The 19,579-nt window shown below is 61.5% G+C and carries 12 protein-coding genes and 1 pseudogene; 8 read left to right on the top strand and 5 right to left on the bottom strand.

Features of this window, described 5'->3' with window-relative positions:
* Positions 1-99: 99 nt before the first annotated feature.
* Together CFR71_RS07695 and CFR71_RS07690 are read right to left on the bottom strand one after the other, a co-directional pair.
* Entirely contained in the window at positions 100-990 is an 891-nt protein-coding gene (locus CFR71_RS07695; protein ID WP_110529617.1) for a LysR family transcriptional regulator, read from the bottom strand.
* A gap of 142 nt (positions 991-1,132) precedes the next feature.
* Positions 1,133-2,047, bottom strand: a complete 915-nt coding sequence (locus tag CFR71_RS07690; protein ID WP_239020305.1) for a serine hydrolase — start codon at positions 2,045-2,047, stop codon at positions 1,133-1,135.
* Between the two features lie 228 nt (positions 2,048-2,275).
* On the opposite strand from CFR71_RS07690, the gene CFR71_RS07685 reads away from it, so the two are divergent.
* From CFR71_RS07685 to CFR71_RS07650, 8 genes are all read left to right on the top strand, one after another.
* Positions 2,276-2,746 (top strand): DUF2946 family protein, encoded by a 471-nt coding sequence (locus tag CFR71_RS07685; protein ID WP_110529867.1) that lies wholly within the window; start codon positions 2,276-2,278, stop codon positions 2,744-2,746.
* Between the two features lie 152 nt (positions 2,747-2,898).
* Positions 2,899-5,139, top strand: a complete 2,241-nt coding sequence (locus CFR71_RS07680; protein ID WP_239019189.1) for a TonB-dependent siderophore receptor — start codon at positions 2,899-2,901, stop codon at positions 5,137-5,139.
* A complete protein-coding gene (locus tag CFR71_RS07675; RefSeq protein WP_110529611.1) occupies positions 5,126-6,832 on the top strand; it encodes an ABC transporter ATP-binding protein/permease in 1,707 nt (568 codons plus the stop codon). The genes CFR71_RS07680 and CFR71_RS07675 overlap by 14 nt, the downstream gene beginning before the upstream one ends.
* A gap of 168 nt (positions 6,833-7,000) precedes the next feature.
* Positions 7,001-8,221, top strand: coding sequence for an FAD-dependent oxidoreductase (locus CFR71_RS07670; RefSeq protein WP_110529607.1), 1,221 nt, complete (start codon positions 7,001-7,003; stop codon positions 8,219-8,221).
* Positions 8,222-8,235: 14 nt separating this feature from the next.
* Positions 8,236-10,647 carry a penicillin acylase family protein gene (locus tag CFR71_RS07665; protein WP_110529604.1) on the top strand — a complete coding sequence of 804 codons (2,412 nt, stop codon included), beginning with the start codon at positions 8,236-8,238 and terminating at the stop codon, positions 10,645-10,647.
* Positions 10,644-11,927 carry a serine hydrolase domain-containing protein gene (locus CFR71_RS07660; RefSeq protein ID WP_239020304.1) on the top strand — a complete coding sequence of 428 codons (1,284 nt, stop codon included), beginning with the start codon at positions 10,644-10,646 and terminating at the stop codon, positions 11,925-11,927. Before CFR71_RS07665 ends, CFR71_RS07660 begins: the two co-directional genes overlap by 4 nt.
* The gene (locus CFR71_RS07655) at positions 11,927-14,083 is read left to right on the top strand and encodes an alpha/beta fold hydrolase (protein ID WP_110529601.1); all 2,157 of its coding nucleotides are present in this window, start codon (positions 11,927-11,929) and stop codon (positions 14,081-14,083) included. Before CFR71_RS07660 ends, CFR71_RS07655 begins: the two co-directional genes overlap by 1 nt.
* Before the next feature lie 313 nt (positions 14,084-14,396).
* Positions 14,397-15,578, top strand: a complete 1,182-nt coding sequence (locus CFR71_RS07650; protein ID WP_110529598.1) for a zinc-dependent alcohol dehydrogenase — start codon at positions 14,397-14,399, stop codon at positions 15,576-15,578.
* A 107-nt stretch (positions 15,579-15,685) separates the two neighbouring features.
* On the opposite strand, the gene CFR71_RS07645 is transcribed toward CFR71_RS07650, so the two are convergent.
* From CFR71_RS07645 to CFR71_RS07635, 3 genes and pseudogenes are all read right to left on the bottom strand, one after another.
* On the bottom strand, positions 15,686-17,071 hold the full coding sequence (locus CFR71_RS07645; RefSeq protein ID WP_239020303.1) for a putative bifunctional diguanylate cyclase/phosphodiesterase: 1,386 nt from the start codon (positions 17,069-17,071) through the stop codon (positions 15,686-15,688).
* A 15-nt stretch (positions 17,072-17,086) separates the two neighbouring features.
* Complete coding sequence (locus CFR71_RS07640; RefSeq protein ID WP_239019186.1) at positions 17,087-19,120, bottom strand: putative bifunctional diguanylate cyclase/phosphodiesterase; 2,034 nt, start codon at positions 19,118-19,120, stop codon at positions 17,087-17,089.
* A gap of 303 nt (positions 19,121-19,423) precedes the next feature.
* Positions 19,424-19,579 (bottom strand): annotated as a pseudogene (locus CFR71_RS07635) (IS630 family transposase); the annotation flags it as partial.

The following is a 19,579-nucleotide window of genomic DNA, read 5'->3' as shown; positions in this document are numbered from 1 at the left end:
ACATGGCACTCCATTGTGGCAAGCAAAGCATGAAACGTCCCCCGCTGTCCCATAACGAGATGCAATCCGTCCTTAACCTGGGGTATAATTCCCCGCCCTTCAGTCCTGCAGACGCTGGAGGTCGACATCCAGCTCCGTCCGCAAAAGCGACAGGATATCGCGCGAAATATGCGAAAGCGCGTAATCCGCGCGGAACAGCACGGTGCATGCGACATGCAGCGGCGGGGTAATCGCATGGGGTTTTGACAGGCCGGGATGATGCAGCGCCGTCAGGGCATCGACAATCGAACATCCCGCCCCAAGCCGCACCAGTTCCGCCGCCATGTAATGCGTGCGCACCCGCACCGATGGCGCCGCGCAGACCCCCGCCTCCTCCATCGCCATGTCCAGCAGCCGGGCGGTGGGGTCATTCTCGCTCAGGCCGATATACCGCGTCGGGTCGATCCGCTCCAGCATGACCGGGCCATCGGCGATTTCCCCGTCAATCAGCAGGAGGGGCACGTCCGCGATATGGTGGGAACCGACCCCGTCGCAGGCATAATCGCCAAAGACGATCCCCAGGTCGAGGTCATGGTTGAGGATGCGCGATACGATTTCGGTGCCATGCAGGGTATCGATCGTCAGTTCGGTGCCCGGATGGCTGGCGTGGTACCGCTGGATCACCCGTGGCACGAGACTGAGCCCGAGGCTGGGCACGCAGCCGATGCTGATCGTATGGCCGTCACGGGCATAGCGCAGGTTGTCGGTCAGGCGCTTGAGGTCCGACAGCTTGCCGAAAATCGTGTTCACGTGGGGCAGCATGATCTGCGCCTCACGCGTGGGGACAAGACGCCCGCCCGTACGCTCGAACAGCGCGAACCCCAGGGACTGCTCCGCATACCGCAGCACCTTGCTGGCGGCGGGCTGCGAGACATGCAGCACTTCCGCCGCACGGCGCAGCGATCCCGTCGTCATGATCGCATAGAAAACTTCAATCTGACGCAGACGCATATCCCGCGTGCCCCCTGTCTATGGCTGGCATGCGATGGCGTACCCGTTACGCCATCCATAAGAAACCGCGGCTTCACGCGGCCCGAACCCACGATGGTTCCCTTCCGGGGCCATCGCGGTCCCGGTCAGGCGATCAGACTTGTCAGCCGTTTCTGGACGGGTGGACGAAACTGTCATGAACCTGTCGGGAAATCGTGTTGAGCACCCTGATCCCCGCTGCCTCGTCAAGAAGGGATTTCGTCAGCATTACAAGGATATAATGCCGTCCATCGGGCAGGAAGACGATCCCCGCGTCGTTGCGCACGCCATCGACCCATCCCGTCTTGTGCGCGACCGGGGTGCCGGGCGGCAGGCCCGGCGGGATCATGTCGTTGAATTTCTGTCCCTTCATGATGTCGATCATCGCCTGGCTCTGTGCCGGTCCCACGATGTCGCCGTGGTCGAGCTTCTGCAGGAACAGGCCCAGCCCCCGCGCCGACACCTGGTTGTGGATCCCCTGGCTGTTGGCATCATAATCCTCGATCATCCGGCCGAACCTGATGCCATCGAGGTGCTGGACCGCCACGATGGCCCGGACATAGGGAACGCCGATGCGTTCGATCATCAGGTTCGTCGCCAGGTTGCTGCTGTACTGGATCATCACGCGCAGCAGTTCGGAGACGGCGACCGGCCTGCCAATCGCGGCATAGAGCGGGTCGTAGGAATCTTCCTTCTGGTCCAGCGCGAAGCTTCCTGTCCCCACCAGGGAATGGAAGCGGTTATGCACGACGATCATGTCCTGCGGGTGCAGGGTTCCCTTTGTAAAACTGTCATAGGCGGCATCCATCACGAACAGCTTCATGGTGCTGGCCGCGTCGATGAAGTCGTCACAGTTCAGGCAGACCTGCGGCGGCTGTCCCGACATTGCCGCATAGACGGCGAAATGACCGGGCTGTCCCTGTATGGTTTTCGCAATGTCATCCGACAGTGTCGCGCCATGGGCCTGGGTCATCACGCACGTCCCCATGATCATCAAAGTCGCGACACCGCGCCGCAGCACTGCACCAACCCTGAACATGGGCATTCCTTCTCCCAGACAGGCCCGCCGTGACGGGGCCATGCCGCCGGTCCGGACATGAACGGGACCGTGGCTGGGGTCACTCTTACACCATTCCGCCTTCGACACAATGCTTTCCCTGATGGCATCACCCCATCCCGAAATCCCGGGCCATGGCAGGATTTGACAAGCGTCCCCTTGTGGCGGAAACTGGCGGAAATTCGTGAAAAAGGCATATCTTTCCGGTTCATGGCGCGCGTCCCTCACCCTGTGACATGCCCGGCCCCAGGCCGGTGGCTGATTGTCGCGTGCACGCTTCTGGGCTTTGTGGGGCAGCTGCTGATCCTCAACCAGGCCCGGCCGGGGGAAATGCCCCGCGCCACGATTGAACGCCTGATGGGCATCGACATCGCGTCAGGCCCCGCCATGGCGGACTGTGCACAGCAGCACGGCCCGGCCGCGATGGTGATGGCAATGGGCGGCCTTCATCACGCCCTTTTCCACGAAAGCGGGCATGACACGTCCCATCACGACCATGACGGGTCATGCGCGTTGTGTCCGCTGCTGCATCTTCCGGCCATGGCGCTGGCGGCGCAGGCCTTCGTGCCACTGCCACCGATGCCATGGATGCGTCCCCACTGCCGTCCGGGACAGCCGCGTGGCCCACCGGCCATTTCGCCCGGCGTCCCCCCATCACGCGGTCCTCCGCCTGCTGCCTGAACCCTAGCGCCAGCAGGAAGCGGCAGGACTGTCCCATCCGTTCCGCCACCCGGCGCGATATCCCCCGGTATCGCGCCAGACGGTAATGGAGACATGAAAACGCGCATCCATTCCCTGCTGGCTGGTTTTCCGTCAGTTCAGGATCGTAATTCATGTCGCGTTTTTCCAGGGCGGCCACGCGCTGGGGGATCGTCATATGGGGATGCATGATCGCCCGTGATGCGTGCGCGTCCATTTCCCCCGACCTTCGCCAGACCCACCGCCCGGCCGTCGCCTCCGCCCGGACGGCACCCATCCCGGCCCCGGCCCGCAAGGCGCAAAAAGCCATGGCCGACGTGCATGATGGCAGCGAAAACATAGAGGTTCGCGCGAACCGCGGGTCCTATACGGCGCCCACGTCCGACGTGTGGGGAAAATCCGCCGTGGCGCTGAAGGACATCCCGCATTCGATTTCCGTCATCACGCAGGAACGGATGCAGGATTCCAACATGCTGACGATGACGGACGCGATGCGGCAGGTAAACGGGATCCGTGTCCTGCCGGGATCGACGGCGAACTCCAATTTCTATTCCCGTGGCTACCAGCTGACGACATCGCTTGACGGCACGCCCAATGCGGCGGGGACGCTGAACAACGCATCGTTCGACCTGTCGATGTATGAACGTATCGAGGTACTGCGCGGGTCCGCCGGCCTGTTGCAGGGCGCGGGCGGCGCGGGCGGCGTGGTCAACGAGGTGACCAAGAAACCGGGGCGGGATTTCAGCGTCAGCGGGGCCGCGACGATCGGCAGCTTTGACAATTACCGTGCCGATCTTGACCTCAACGTGCCGCTCAACCATTCACGCACGTTGCGGTTCCGGACCGCCGACCTGTTCGAGGACAACGACTTTTTCTACAACTATTCCCATTCGCGCAAATGGCAGGCCTATGGCGCGCTGGAATGGGACATCACGCCGACGACGACCTTCCTCGTCTCCCACGCGGCGCAGCAGCAGGACATCACCGCGCCCTATTACGGGCTTCCCGTCACGACGGATGACACGCTGTGGTACGGCGGGCGGTCCGCCAACCCGTCGCAGCCATGGGGATACAGCAACTACATGACGCAGCAGACCATCGTGTCGCTGTCGCAGAAACTGGGCAGGGACTGGACCCTGACCGCGCGCGGCACGTTCTATGACCAGGGCTATGACATGCTCTATAACGAACCGTGGACCACCATAAACGCGAAAACCGGCCTGCTGACCTATGAAGATCAGGGCATCGCCGCGCAGCGGGGCAGCAGTTCCTCACGCTCGGCCGACATCTATGCGACGGGCGCGTTTCGCCTGCTGGGCCGGACGCATCATATCCTTGCGGGTTTCAACTATAATTCCTACGACCAGTACGTGGCCTATGCCAATGTAAGTGGCAGCGGCGTGTACCCGGACATCAGCATCAACAACACCGCCGCCGTTCCCGCCCCGCCGCCCGGCAGCATCAGCTATGCCCCCTCTTCGGGCGGGGCGGAAGGCAGCGACGATTTCGCTTATCAATGGGGGTTTTACGGGCAGCTGCGGCTGGAACCGGTCCGTCACCTGTCGCTGATCCTGGGGGGACGGATCTCGCGCTTTTCCGAACATTCCCGCGACGCCTATCCCTCCCCACGGGGGCGGTGGTCGACGGAGTCGGACATCCATGCGCAGCTGACCCCCTATCTGGGGGCGGTGTACCAGATCACGCCAAACCTGTCGTGGTATGCCAGTTACGCCAGCATCTTCACCCCTTCGGTGGGGGATCTGCGATATCATGGCGGCGGGATCGCGCCACAGGTGGGCAACCAGATCGAAACCGGGTTCAAGGGCGGGTATTTCCAGGGACGCCTGAACATCTCCGCCGCCCTGTTCCGCATGGAAAGCACCAACCAGCCCCTGTCGGACCCGCAACATATCGGGTTCTACATCACGACCGGCCCCATACGCCGGCAGGGGTGGGAGGCTCAGGTCGATGGCGAAATCCTGCCCGGCCTCAGCGTCTCGATCGGCTATACCTATCTGGATACAAAGCTTTCCAACCCGTCCTCCCCTGATTTTGGCGGGGCATTCTCGCCACATCACATGTTCAAGTCATGGGTGCATTACACGCTGCCCGGCGGCCGGCTGAAGGGGCTGAGCCTGGGGGCCGGCATCGATGCCAGCAGCAACCTGCGCGGTGGCTACCCCACCACGCTGCAGGGCGGGTACATGACCATCGACAGCATGATCGGCTATGCCATCAACAGGAACCTGCGGCTGCAGCTCAATGCGAACAACCTGACCGACCGTTATTACTACGAACGGGCCAGCGGCGTGTGGCAGTTCAATTTCCCCGCGGCCCCCCGCAACTTCATGGCGACCTTCCGTGCGACGTACTGATCCCCCTCCCCGCCATTCCCTTTCGGACTGGTCGGTCCTGTTCCCTTACTGGCGGTCAGGGGAAAAATGGATACCGCTGGCGATGCTGGGGGGCATTGTCGGCCTGTCCTTCGTATATGTCCGCATGGCCGTGTGGTTCGGCATGTGGAACCAGCAGTTCTTCGACGCCATGTTCGCCTACCGGATCGGGACATGCCTGCGGCTTCTGCCGACCTATATCGCGGTCTGTATCCTTTCCAGCGGCTGCTACGTCTTTCAGACCTACCTGACGCAGGTCCTGTCCATGCGCTGGCGCCTGTGGAACACACGGGTCTACCTGCGCAGGTACCTATCCGACACGGCCTATTACCGCATGGAACATGGGGGCGGACGCGACGACAATCCCGACCAGCGTATCGCGGACGACCTGTCGCAGATGACGATCCTCAGCCTCCGCATGGGGCTGGATGGCATTCAGGCCGTGACAACCCTGCTGTCATTTTCCATCGTGCTGTGGAACATTGGCGGCGCGTTCGATTTCACATGGATGGGACACCATTTCCACCTGTCGGGCTACCTTCTGCTGGGCACCGTCGCGGCAACGCTCGTGGCTTCGTTCCTCATGGAGAAACTTGGAAGCCCCCTGATCGAGGCCGATTACCGCCAGCAGCATGTCGATGCGGACCTGCGCGCGGCCCTTGTGGACGTGCGGCGCAATTCGGAACAGATCGCCTTCTACCGTGGCGAACAGGCCGAAGATCTGCGCCTGTCCCATTACCTGGCGAACATCGCGCGTAACTGGCGCAGCGTCGTGACCTATACATGGCGGGCCAGTTTCGTCGGCGACCTGTTCAATGGCACGGCGTCAATCATATTATGGGTGCTGCTTCTGCCGAAGCTTCTCGCGCATGCCCTGACTTTTGGCGAATATTCCCGCATCAACGCGGCGTTCATGCAGGTCAGGCGCAGCCTGCAATGGTTCATGAGCAACTATACCGACCTCGCCACCCTGCGTTCCGTCCTGCAGCGCCTGCATGAATTCGAACACGCCGTCAGCCAACCCGCGCCCCATGACATCGTGCGCATCGATACCGCCGCGCCGGGGATCGACATCACGAACCTCGTCATCGACCGTCCCGACAATACCCCCCTGCTCACCATCGCGGAGCTGCATATCGGACAGGGCGAACGCTGGATGGTCCGTGGTGCTTCGGGGACGGGCAAAAGCACCCTGCTGCGGGCCATGGCCGGACTGTGGGAATACGGGCATGGCACCATCGCCTTTGACATCGGGCATGCCATGTTCCTGCCGCAACGCAGCTATCTTCCGCCCGGCACGCTGCGCAGGGTGCTGGATTACCCCTTTTCCACCCGGCACGAGGACGCATATTACGCGGCGGTCCTGCAGACCCTCAATCTGGGTGCGTACATTCCCCGGCTGGACGAGGACGCCTGCTGGGACACCATCCTTTCCCCGGGCGAGGCACAGCGCGTGGCGATCGCGCGGGTCCTTCTGTCACGCCCGGCCATCCTTTTCATGGACGAGGCGACCTGCGCGCTGGATGCGGAAAATGAACGCAATGCCTATGCCGCCCTCCTTGCGGCACTGCCGCGCACCACCATCGTCAGCGTCGCCCACCACGAGGGACTGCGCCATTTCCACCGGCATGAAATGACACTCAGTGCCACAACAGGAAACATCACGATAACGTAACGGAGTGAAACAAATGGTCGATTTTGCAATCCCTTAACCATGGGTTATGGGAAGACAGCGTTTTTAAACTGGCCTGACATGGTGTCTGTTTTTAGATTTTCAGACGAATAACACCATAAAAACATTACCGGCGTCTGCACGGTAATGCCAATCCAAAGGTCAGGGACGATGCCGGCACAACGCAATATCACGGTCATAGGCGGTGGCGTCACGGGATTGGCCACGGCCTATGCCCTGTTGCGCGACGGACATCAGGTCACGCTTGTCGAGCGGCACGACGACGTGGGGATGGAGGCAAGCTTTGCCAACGGCGGACAGCTGAGCTACCGCTACGTCCATCCCCTGGCGGACGCGGGCGTGCCACGCGACGCGCTGGCGTGGCTGCTGCGGGCCGGTTCCCCGATTTCACTGCGCCTGCGCGCCGACCCGCACCAGTGGCGGTGGATGCTGTCGTTCCTGTGCGCGTGCAATGCGACCACCAATGCGAAAAACAGCGCGGTCCTGCTGCAACTGGCCCTGCGCAGCCAGGCGGGCCTTGCGCAGTGGCGCACGGACGGGCTGAAGGACTTCCTGTGGCGGCAGCCGGGCAAGCTTGTCGTCTATCGCAACGCGGCGAAATTCCGCAAGGCCGCGCGCAACGTCAGCAATCCCGAACTGGAACAGGTGCTCTCCCCCCGCGAATGCGCCAGGGTGGAACCCGCCTTCGCCGCCCTTGCGCCCGATCTGGCCGGCGGAATCTTTTCGCCCGCGGACGAGGTGGCGGACTGTCATCTTTTCTGCCTTTCCCTGCGCGACGCCATGGCCGCGATGCCCACGTTCCGGCAGGTCCGGGGCATCGCCAGCCTGAGCGCGGCCACGAACGGCCGGTGCGACGTGCTGGTGGACGGAAGACCGCATGACACGGACCTTGTCGTGCTGGCCGCAGGCGAAGGGTCGCGCCACCTTGCGCGGCCGCTCGGCTTTGACCTGCCGCTTTACGGGCTGAAGGGATACAGCCTTACGGTGAACTCACGCGCGGGCACGATGCCGGATGTCAGCGTCACGGATTATGACAACCGCGTCGTCTATGCACGGCTGGGCGACGCGCTGCGTATCGCGGCCATGGTCGATATCGGCGCGCGTGACGCCAGCGTGGACCCGCGCCGCATCGCCCGACTGCGGACACTTGCGGCACAGACCCTGCCGCAGGCCGGCCCATACGAAACGGCGCGGCCATGGGCGGGACTGCGCCCGGCAACACCCACCGGGGTTCCCATCATCGCGGGCACGCGTTATCAGAACCTGCTGTTCAATGTGGGACAGGGTGCGCTCGGCTTTACGCTTTCGGTCGGTTCGGCATTGAAAATCTGCGACCTCGTACGCGGCGACAACGCCCAGGGCGCCGCCTGAGAGGAGAGCAGGGCATGCACGATATCAGATGTGGCCGCCGCCACCTGCTGCTGGGGGGCGCGGCCAGCCTGATCGGCCTTGCCACCACGCCCGCCATCGCGCGCGCGAAACGCAGCCGCACGGTGGTCGATGGGCTTGCGGGGCTTGGCGCCCCGGTCGAGGTCCTGGAGGATCGCTGGGGCGTGCCGCATGTCCGGGCCGCCAGTATTCCCGATGCGTTTTTCGCCAATGGTTTCCTTGTGGCGCGCGACCGCCTGTGGGAACTGGATTTCGGCCATCGCCAGTCGCTCGGCCGCCTTGCCGAAGTCTTCGGGGCGGATTTCGTGGAGTCCGACACCGCCAGCCGCCTGTTCCTGTTCCGCGGGGATGCCGCGGCCGAACTAGCGCGCTTTTCCCCGCAGGTGCAGGACTGTGCACGTGCGTACGTGGCGGGCATCAACGCATACCTGGCCCGGCTGCGGGCCGATCCCGATCTCCTGCCCCCGGAATTCCGGATTTTCGATTACAAGCCGCTGGACTGGGACGTGCTGGACCTGATCCGCATCCGGGCCGAAGCGACAGGCAATACGGAGGCGGAAATCCGCCGCGCCCGACTTGCGGCACAGGGGGGGCTGGCGCTTGATGGCCTCGTCATACCGCTACAGCCCGCGCATGACCTGTCCGTACCGAACGGTCTGGACGTGCATGCCGTCTCGGAAAAGGATCTGGGGCTGTTTGGCGTCCTGCAGAACCCGCCGTCACTGAGCAGGGCGGCCCTGCCTGACGATACGCGGCACAGGCGGATGAATTCCGGCAGCAACGCATGGGTCATCGCCCCGTCGCGCACGGCCACCCGTCGTCCCATCCTTGCCAATGACCCGCATCTTGGCTTTGGCATACCGGGGCCGCGATATGTCATTCACCTCAGCGCGCCGGGGCTGGATGTCATCGGCGGCGGCACGGCAGGAATGCCCGGCGTGATGCAGGGCCATAACGGACATATCGCCTTTGGCCGGACCAATTTCCACATCGATCAGGAAGACCTGTTCATCCTGCGCACCCACCCCGCCCATCCCGACCGTTATTTCCATGACGGCGCGTGGAAAAGCATGGAGACACTCCATACCCGCATCGCCGTGCGGGGCGAGGCCGATCGTGATGTCACCCTGCGCTATGCCGCGCAGGGGCCGGTGGTTTCCACCGATCCCGCCCGCCATCGCGCCACGGCGGTCAGCGCGACATGGCTGTATCCGGGCGCGAACGGCCTGCTGGTCAATATCGGCCTGAACCTTGCCCATGACTGGGACACGTTCCGCGAGGCACTGCGTGTCCATACCAGCCCCACCAATTTCACCTATGCCGACACCACCGGCAATATCGGGTGGCAGGCGGCGGGCGGGCTGCCGTCACGCGCGGACGGGCATGACGGGCTGCTGCCGGCGCCCGGCGATGGCCGTTACGACTGGAAAGGGCTCCAGCCGCTCGAAATGCTGCCGTCCACCTTCAATCCCGCCCGGGGCTGGTTCGGCACCTCCAACGAAATGAACCTGCCCCCCGGTTATCCGGCGCAGGAACGCCGCGTCAGTTTCGAATGGCGTGACGCCTTTCGCTACAACCGCGTGGCCGAGGTCCTGCAGGCCCTACCACGCGCCAGCGTGGCGGACTGCGTGGCGCTGCAGCATGACACGTTTTCCCGGCTTGCGCTCGATGTGGTGGGATTGCTGCCCGCCGTGCCCACGGACCTTGCGCAAGAGGCCGCCATGCTGCGTGGCTGGAATGGCCGCGTCGAGGCCGACAGCCCGGCCGCCGCCCTTTACGAGGTCTGGTGGACGCACCTTGAACGCGCGCTTTACGCCCTCCTGATCCCGGCGCACCTGCGCGACATCCTGCCCGGCCCCATTGATGCCGCGGTGCAACTGGCCCTGCTGCGCACGCCCGACGCGCGTTTCGGGACGGCGCCGGTGGCTGTGCGCGACACCATGATGGTCGATGCGCTGCGCCAGGCGGTGGCCGAACTGCGGCAGCGACTTGGCCCCGTTCGCGCGGCATGGCGCTGGGGGGCGCTGCATACGATCACGCTGCATCATCCCCTGGCGCACATCCCTGATATTTCCACGCAGTTTCCGCAGATCGGTGGCGCGACAACCGGCACGGGCGGGGATTCCTATACCGTCATGGCGCGGTGGTACAATCCCCTCTCGAAACATCACGCCCCCTATGTCGCCACGGGCGGCGCAAGCTACCTGATGGTGTGCGACGTGGGGGCATGGGACAATTCGGTCTTCCTCAATTTCCCCGGACAGTGCGGCGATCCGCATTCCCCCCATTACGCGGATTTCATGCCCGTATGGCTGAAGGGACAGATGCAGCCCCTGACCTTTTCCGCCCATCGCGTCAGGGCGGCGGCCGTCGGGCGCGTGACATTGCAGCCGGGAGAAAAATCATGAGGATGGCTGTCCTTTTCACGGCCATGGCCTGCGTGATGGCCTGCGCCCCGGCCGTGGCGGCGCAGGCGCGCGGCCACGCGCAGACGGATGCGGCCATGGACGCCATCGTGGCACATGGCGAAAGCCACCCCCTGGCCGCGATCGCCGCCGTGCGCATGCATGAAGGACGGATTGCCTACAGCTATTATGGTGGCTTCGCCCGCAGGACGGAGCACGGCGACGTGCCGGTGGGGCCTGATACGCTGTTCCGCATTGCCTCGATCTCCAAGCTTGTCACGACCATCGGCCTGATGGAACTGGTTGAACAGGGGCGCATCTCCCTTGACGGGGATATCTCGGACTATCTTGGCTTCCGGGTGCGCAACCCGGATTTCCCCGATGCGCCCATCACCGTACGGATGCTGCTCAATCACACCTCCACGCTGGCGGATGCAAACGGATACACACTGCCGCCCGACCACAGGGTCGCGGAACTGTTCGGCCCCGACCGCAAGCCGGGAGACGTGGGGTATCACTTCACGCACGGCGCGGGACACAGGCCGGGAACGTGGTTCGAATATAGCAATCTCGGCTTCGGGCTGATCGGCACCATCATCGAACGCGTCAGCGGCGAACGCTTTGACCGTTACCAGCAGGCGCATGTGCTGACGCCGCTGGGCATCGATGGGGGCTACAACGTTACGGAACTGCGCCACCCCGAACGGCTGGCGACCCTTTATACGGATTCTTCCGCTGGTTATGCCGCGCAGGTGGATACCCTGCCGCCCAAAGGGTGGCCGGCCCAGCTGGTTTCCCGTTATGTGGTCGGGTCCAACGGCACGATATTTTCGCCGCAGGGAGGATTGCGGGTTTCCATCGCGGGCCTTGCCCGGCTGGCGCGTTTCATGCAGCAGGGCGGAACGCTGGAGGGGACGCGGCTTTTGTCCACACGCAGCATCCACCTGATGGAAACGCCCACATGGCAGTATGACGGGCATGACGGAAGCTGCCCCTATCCCATCGCCAGTTACGGGCTGGGAATGATCCAGCTGACGGGCGGCAAGGATCCCGATGGACGTCCGACCGCGCCCTATCGCGGGTATCATGGCCACCTGCGCGGACATCTGGGCGATGCCTACGGGCTGCATTCGGGTTTCTGGTACGATACGGCGAATGGAGATGCATTCGTGTTCGCGGCGGACGGATATCCCGATGATGACAGCGCGACGCCCGGCGCCTACTCCTCCTTCACGCGGGTTGAAGAACAGATTTTCACGACACTGGCCGGAGCCGCACGATAATGGTCCCTTCTTTCTTCGCACACGGGCTCCTGCGGCGGGCCGGCATCGGCATCCTGGGCGGTACCCTGCTGGCGGTCCCTGCTTTCGCCGCGCCGCAGGCCGCGACACAGGGAAACATGCCGCCGGGAAATACGACGCAGGCAGATACAGCGCAGGCAGGGGACGCCGCCCTTGAAAAACGCCTCTCCGCGCTGCTGGCGATGCCCTTTGCGTCCGAGATGACGGCGGCATCACAGGCCCCGCGCATCGCGTGGGTGGAGCGGCGTGAGGGGGCGCGCAACATCATGCTGTCCGACAGGGGGCAGGCCCCGCGGCGCATGACGGATTATACGCGCGATGACGGCACCGATCTGTGGGGGCTGGCGCTGACGCCCGATGGCCGTACCCTCGCCTATGTCGAGGGGGGGGACCCGGAGTTTCCCAACGATGCGCCCCCCAATGCCGGGCGGGCCGTCTTCGCGGGGAAACAGACCGTCCACCTCATCCTGCCCTCGGGGCGCAACCTTCCGATGGGCGAAGGACATTCACCCGTCTTTTCGCCAGATGGCAGCCATCTGGCCTTCAGCCATGGCGGCACGCTGATGGTTGGGCGCACCGGAACGACCCCCGTTGCCGCCTTTACGACGCCGGGGGTCATCACCGGACTGCGCTGGTCGCCCGATAACCGCCGCATAGCCGTCGAGGTCGACCGTGGTTCCCATGGGGTCATCGCCCTGTGGGATATCGATGGCAGGGCCACGGACATCAGCTTCATCCCGTCGGGCCTCGCCAGCGATGTGCTGCCGGTTTTCTCCCCCGACGGACAGTCCGTGGCATTCGTGCGCAAACAGGAGCCGGTCTTCAATACCGACCCGGACAAGGGCCGTTTCTGGTCGATACATGTCCATGACATCCGGACAGGGACCGAGCGCGTGATATGGACCCCGCCACAGGGAAAGGGATCGCGCTTTGCCGCACCGGAAGGGGGGATGCTGTACTGGACGGCGGATAACCAGCTGCTTTACCCGTGGGAGGGCAGTGGCTGGATGCGCGTGTGCGCCATGCCAGCCACCGGAGAGGGCGCGCCGAAATGCCTGACCCCGGACGGGGCCGAGGTTTCGTCCTATCATCTCTCCAGTGATGGAAAGAACCTTCTTTATACGGCCAATGCCGGAAATGCGGACCTGTGGCGGGCATGGTCCCAGCCACTGGCGGGCGGCGCGGCCACGCCCCTGACGCAGGAGGATGAGGAAGTCACCGAGCTGTTCACGGCAGGCAGCGATGTCGCCGTCATGGCGACCAGCGTGACGCAGACGGCGCATCCCGTGATGTTCGATCACGGAACGCGACAGGTGCCGGTAACGCCCGCCCTGCCCCCCGGCATATCGTTCGTCACGCCGCAGAACGTGCGATTCCACAGCGCCGACGGGCTGGACCTGCATGGTCAGCTGTTCGTGCCGCCTGATGATACGTCACGACGTCATCCGGCGCTGGTCTTCGTCCATGGCGGCCCACGGCGCCAGATGCTGCCGGCATTCAATGCGATGGGATATTATTCCAATGCCTATCTGATGAATCAGACACTGGCGGCCGAAGGATATGTCGTGCTGGCGGTCAATTACCGCAGCGGCTCCGGCTATGGCGAGGCCTTCCGCAATGCCCCTGACACGGGAGAGGCAGGCGCCAGCGAATATCGCGATGTTCAGGCCGCCGCCACATACCTGCAGCACCGTGACGACGTAACGCCGGAGCGGATCGGGATCTGGGGCGGAAGCTGGGGCGGATACCTGACGGGACTGGCGCTGGCGCGTAACAGCGACATTTTCGCGGCGGGGGCGGATTTCCATGGCGTCCATGACATGACCGGCCCCGATCATCCCGGCCTGTCGCCACAGCAGAACCGTGAGGTCCATGAGACGGAATGGCGTTCCTCCCCCATCGCGGACATACAGCACTGGCGCGCGCCCGTCCTGCTGGTGCATGGCGATGATGACCACAATGTCGAGTTCGAACAGTCAACGCTGCTTGCCCGCATGCTGACGGCGCAGGGCATCCCCTATGAGGATCATGTCTTCCCCGGGGAACGTCATGCCTTCCTGCGCACTTACGACTGGCTGCATGCCTATCTGTGGATGGACCATTTCTTTGGACGCACCCTGAAACAGGCACAGAAGTAGAGGATTGTCCGGAAATACCGCGTTTATGGAATAACGAAAATTTCTAGGTGTCGCCTTTTAAAAAGGCGACACCTTTCAAAGCTTTTTGAAAAAAGCTTCACCAAAAACTTTTACACGTTTCCCGAACATTTACCGGGATGCTTCTGAAGCGGTTCCTTTCTGACAGGTAACCGTGATTTCCCTTCCTGCTGATAACGATCCGTGCCGGGTCATGCGCAAAATCGCCCGGTCCGGTTTTTGGAACGGACAGCAGGAAAACTCTGCGCGGCGGTGCGCGTCTGTCTCATATCACCGCTGAGCAGGACATCCTCCCATGAAAGCACTGACCTGGCAGAAAAAGGGCAAGATCACATGTGAAAGCGTGCCTGATCCTGTCATTCTCGACGGAGGCGATGTGATCATCAAGGTGAGCGCATGCGCCATATGTGGCTCCGACCTGCATCTGATGGACGGCATGATGCCGACCATGCGCTGTGGCGACATCCTTGGCCATGAAACGATGGGCGAAGTGGTCGAGGTCGGAAAGGACATCACACGCCTTTCGGTGGGAGAACGCATAGTCGTTCCCTTCACCATCTCCTGCGGCGCATGTCGGCAGTGCAGATGGGGGAACTGGAGCTGCTGCGAACGCACGAACCCCAACGGGCGGCAACAGGCTGAAACCTTCGGATATCCATTATCCGGCCTGTTCGGGTATTCCCATGTCACGGGTGGTTTCGCCGGCGGCCAGGCGGAATATCTGCGCGTTCCGTATGCTGATATCGGACCGATCGTGGTGCCCGAAGGGCTGGAGGATGAACAGGTTCTGTTCCTTTCGGATATTTTCCCCACGGGATATCAGGCCGCCGAAAACTGCGACATCACGCCGGAATCCGAAAAGACCATCGCGGTCTGGGGATGCGGGCCGGTCGGACAGATGGCGATCCGGTCATGTTTCCTGCTGGGGGCGAAACGCGTCATCGCCATAGATGAAGTGCCGGAACGACTGGCGATGGCGCGCGCGGGCGGGGCCGAAACCATTGATTTCAGCCATCAGAACATTCAGGAAACCCTTGTCGACATGACGGAAGGGCTTGGGCCTGACGCAGTTATCGAAGCCGTCGGGATGGAAGCGCATGGCGCCGATACCATGATGCAGAAAGTCGGGTCGGCGCTGCTGTCCGCCACGACACTGGAACGGCCATTCGCGCTCAATCAGGCCATTCTGGGCTGCCGTCCGGGTGGTATTCTTTCAATGCCGGGCGTCTATGCCGGGGCGCTGGGACCCGTCATGGTCGGAATACTGATGAACAAGGGCCTGACCCTGCGCACCGGTCAGACCAATGTGCAGAAATACCTGAAACCGCTGCTGGAACGGATCAGGAATGGGGAAATCGACCCCTCTTTCGTCATCAGCCATCGTTCCGCGAACCTTGAAGATGGCCCGGCGCTTTATGAAAAATTCAGGGACAAGAAAGACAATTGCACCAAGGTTGTCTTTCGTCCCCATGGCTGAAGAAGACCGCAACCAGAACAATGATTTTCCAAAAATACTAGAAAACGCCGCCTTTTCAAAAAAGACGGCGTTCGTGGAAGCCGGCGCGTTCCGTTCAGGCTGGGTGGTTATTTTGATTTCGGCTGACCTGATGGCGCCTGTTTCTGAACCTGTTTCTGGGTCTGGGCTTTCTGCATTGCGGGCATGATTTTACGCGGCTGCCTGTACCATGTTTCAAGATCCTTGGGCGCCATGGGCTTGGCAAACAGGTAACCCTGCATGACATCACAGTGCAGGCTTTCCAGAAGTTCATACTGCGCTTCGGTTTCCACCCCCTCGGTGATGACCGTCATGCCCAGACGATTGCCAATGCCGATCACGGCGGTGGTCACGGCCTGCGCATTCGCATCATGTTCAAGATTCATGATGAAGCTGCGATCGATCTTGATTTCCGTAAGCGGCAGGCGCGTCAGCCGCGACAGGGATGAATACCCCGTTCCGAAATCGTCCATGGAAAGACCGACATTCAGGGCACGGATGGCATGCAGGACATCCATCGTGTCCTTGATTTCATCCATCATGACGCTTTCGGTTATTTCCACCGTCAGCCGCGTCGGCGCGATACCGAACTGCGTCAGAAGGTTGGAAATCATTTCCGGCAGCTGGCGCTTGCGGAAATGCCCGGCTGACAGATTGACGGACACGGCCGGAACGACGATGCCATCGCGGTCCCATTTGACAATCTGGCGACAGGCTTCTTCCAGGCACCACGCGCCAATAGCCTCGATCTGTCCGGTATCTTCCGCCACCGCGATGAAGCGTGAGGGGAAAATGTTACCCAGATGGGGATGATGCCACCGTGACAGGGCCTCCACACCGTACAGAGCCCCCGTTTTCGCCTCGACCTGGGGCTGGTAATGCAGGTTCAGCAATCCCTTGGCCAGGGATTCACGCAGGGCGGAACCAAGGACCAGAATGGCGACAGTATTGGGGACGAAATTTTCAACCTCCCGACAGACCAGATCACACATGTCCTGAATCTGCATCTCGGTCGAAAGGGACTGGAATACCGTGTTCTGGAGGTCCAGCAACTTCTTGCGATAGTTTTCCTCCATCACGTCCTTGATGGAGGCCAGATAGTACTTCTTCCCGTCATCGCCCATCTTGCATGACGACAGGGTCAGTTCGCCGGTAATATGATCGCCGTCCTTGTTCTGGAATATTATTTCCCGTGGCGCCCCGACAATGGTGTTGATGCCTGTCTCACGGTTGCGATTAATGTAATCGTCATGCTTGTGCCGGATTTCTTCCGGAACAAGCATCTTGACATTATGGCCAAGAACTTCGTCCTGCGTATATCCCCACAGCCTTTCCGCGCCCTTGTTGAAAAGGACAATATCATTTTTATCGTTGATCACGACGACGGCCTCGGTCGTGTCACGAAGCAGACGCAGCGCCGCTTCGCCTGACAGGGTCGGCTTCTTGGATGGCTGGGAAGGAAGAAGTTCATTCATGATTGATGGGCCACTTCACAATTGGGCAGTTACGGTGGGTTGGTCTGCGTCAGGTGGGCAGGCGGGAGGGGAAGATTTGGCAGGCTGCAATCCCAGCGTCTCGGGGCTTGCGGGACGGCCCAGCAGAAAGCCCTGCCCCGCCACGCAGCCCTCGCCTTTGAGGACTTCAAGTTGCCGTTGTGTTTCAATTCCTTCCGCCAGTACGGAAATGTTCATGGTACGGCCAAGGGCAAGGACCGAACGGACAATGGCCGCCGCGTCCGAATTGGTTTCGACGCCCTGCATGAAACTGCCGTCAAGCTTGATCCGGTCAAACGGGAAAGACCGCAGCGTATCGATGGACGAATACCCCGTCCCGAAATCATCCAGCGCGATCGAAACACCCAGTTCCTTGATCCGTCGCACGATTTCCAATGCGCGTTGCTTGTCATCAATAATCGAGGTTTCTGTCAGTTCCAGTTCCAGGCGCTCGGGCGGCAGACCCGTGCTTTCCAGCGTTTCCTTGACCAGCCGGGACAGATCAGGGTGAAAGAACTGCACCGGTGACAGGTTTACCGCCAGTTTATAGGAATGATCCCAATGGGCCGCCTGCGCGCAGGCTGTCCGCAGCACCCACTCGCCCAGGGGAATGATCAGTCCGTTTTCCTCGGCCACGGGAATGAACTGGGCGGGCGGAACCTCACCACGTTTCGGATGATGCCAGCGCAGCAGCGCTTCGTAGCCAAAGATCTCGCCAGTCGCTATGGCCGTCTGCACCTGATAATGCAGCGACAGTTCGCCTTTTTCCATCGCGGTCTTGAGATCCGCCGCAAGCGCGCGCGCCTCACGGACCGTTTCATCCATGGACGGTTCGTAATAGGCGACAGTCCGTACCGGGTCCGCCTTGGCGCGATACATCGCAAGATCCGCGCGCGTTACCAGCGTTTCCTTGTCGGTCGCATCTTTCGGGAACAGGGCCAGCCCCACGCTGCCACCCGTTGTGACTTCGTAATCCTCAATCGGGATGGGCAGGTTGATGGCTTCCTCGATCCGGGCGACAAAAGCATTCAGCTCTTCGGGATCACTGGTCAGGTGAACGGCCGCGAATTCATCGCCACCCAGACGGGCCACGAATTCCCTTTTCCCCAGCATTTCGGTAAACCGGTTGGCAATGGTAACCAGAACGGCATCCCCTGCGGCATGCCCCCTGACATCATTGATTTCCTTGAATTTATTAAGGTCGATGCCAATCAGCGCAAACTGCGTCCCATCCTTTTTGGCATCTTCGATCACCTGATCCAGATGCTCGTTGAAGCTGATGCGGTTAGGCAGCGACGTCAGGGCATCATGCAGGGCCATCTGCCGCAGACGCTCATAAGATTCCGCACGGGTCGCGTCATCGATTGAAAAGCTGTTGCCGCCTGTCGCGACAAGCAGAAGGGTCATAAGGGCCAGGGCAACCCCAAGCACGACCGGCGCATTGCCACTCGAAGCAAGATCATGGGGCAATCCGGTCATATGCATTGCCGACATGCCGACAAAATGCAGGCCGGCAATGGCTGCGACAAACAGGACCGTTGCCAGAAGTTCGCGATGCCGGTTCCCGCTGCGCAGAAGACATTGAAACGACAGGACGCCAAAACCTATGCCCGACAGCAGCGACAGCGCGATTGTCGACATGCTCCACGATATGTGTTCTTCGAATTCCACGGCGTACATGCCGGAATAATGCATGCCGGCAATAGCCAGCCCCAGCACCGCCCCGCCCAGCGCCGGCCCCATGCGGTTATGACTGGTGGTGGCGATAACGGTTGCCGCCAATACCCCCCCGACCGCGATGAGAAACGAAAGCAGCGTGAGCGGAATGTTCAGGAATCCGGCTACGTCGGGCATATAGGCCAGCAACGCCAGGAAATGGGTACACCATATGGTAGTCGCGCCTGCTGCCGCGCATTGCAGATACCACGACTGGTTTTGCCGTCCTGCGGTCGCAGCGATACGCGCCACGATACGGACAGTGATCCATGAACCCGCAATACAGACGATCAGGGCAGAAATCAGAAGGGGCATATTGGAGTCCGCTATCGTTTCAAACACTTTTATCATGGCGAAATTCCATGGGCGAACACACGCAAGAGCATAAATGCCCATTTCCTAGGCAAAGATTCCCATGACGCCAAGCGACATCTATTCACATTACTGATATGCAGATAACAATATGCAGATATATGTTGCTTTCCGACCAATGCAGCAAAGCGGGCGCATACGTGGTTAAATGACAATTGTTACAACAAACGTCTCTCCTCTCCGATTGCAGATAAGGTTGCGTTAAGACAAATCAAAAAGCGGTGATGTTATACCAACCGTTGATTGCTATAACCCATGAGCCCAATTGCGCAGTCCGATTGACATGATGCGCCATGGTTGATTGACGAGCTGGTTCCAGGCATGGCAGGCGATATCAACGATATCGTCATAGGTTCTGAAGATCCTGTTTGAGAGCCATGTATTGCGCAGGAACTGCCAGAG

Source organism: Novacetimonas pomaceti (assembly GCF_003207955.1).
Classification (GTDB): Bacteria; Pseudomonadota; Alphaproteobacteria; order Acetobacterales; family Acetobacteraceae; genus Novacetimonas; species Novacetimonas pomaceti.
Note: the sequence above shows the minus strand (reverse complement) of the source record. Positions and strands in the feature narration are given on the sequence as shown.

Bases quoted from the DNA above. Each gene is read 5' to 3' on its own strand.
- CFR71_RS07695 (WP_110529617.1), bottom strand. From the start codon at position 990: ATGCGTCTGCGTCAGATTGAAGTTTTCTATGCGATCATGACGACGGGA.
- CFR71_RS07690 (WP_239020305.1), bottom strand. From the start codon at position 2,047: ATGTTCAGGGTTGGTGCAGTGCTGCGGCGCGGTGTCGCGACTTTGATG.
- CFR71_RS07685 (WP_110529867.1), top strand. From the start codon at position 2,276: ATGGCGCGCGTCCCTCACCCTGTGACATGCCCGGCCCCAGGCCGGTGG.
- CFR71_RS07680 (WP_239019189.1), top strand. From the start codon at position 2,899: ATGTCGCGTTTTTCCAGGGCGGCCACGCGCTGGGGGATCGTCATATGG.
- CFR71_RS07670 (WP_110529607.1), top strand. From the start codon at position 7,001: ATGCCGGCACAACGCAATATCACGGTCATAGGCGGTGGCGTCACGGGA.
- CFR71_RS07665 (WP_110529604.1), top strand. From the start codon at position 8,236: ATGCACGATATCAGATGTGGCCGCCGCCACCTGCTGCTGGGGGGCGCG.
- CFR71_RS07660 (WP_239020304.1), top strand. From the start codon at position 10,644: ATGAGGATGGCTGTCCTTTTCACGGCCATGGCCTGCGTGATGGCCTGC.
- CFR71_RS07655 (WP_110529601.1), top strand. From the start codon at position 11,927: ATGGTCCCTTCTTTCTTCGCACACGGGCTCCTGCGGCGGGCCGGCATC.
- CFR71_RS07650 (WP_110529598.1), top strand. From the start codon at position 14,397: ATGAAAGCACTGACCTGGCAGAAAAAGGGCAAGATCACATGTGAAAGC.
- CFR71_RS07645 (WP_239020303.1), bottom strand. From the start codon at position 17,071: ATGAATGAACTTCTTCCTTCCCAGCCATCCAAGAAGCCGACCCTGTCA.
- CFR71_RS07640 (WP_239019186.1), bottom strand. From the start codon at position 19,120: ATGCCCCTTCTGATTTCTGCCCTGATCGTCTGTATTGCGGGTTCATGG.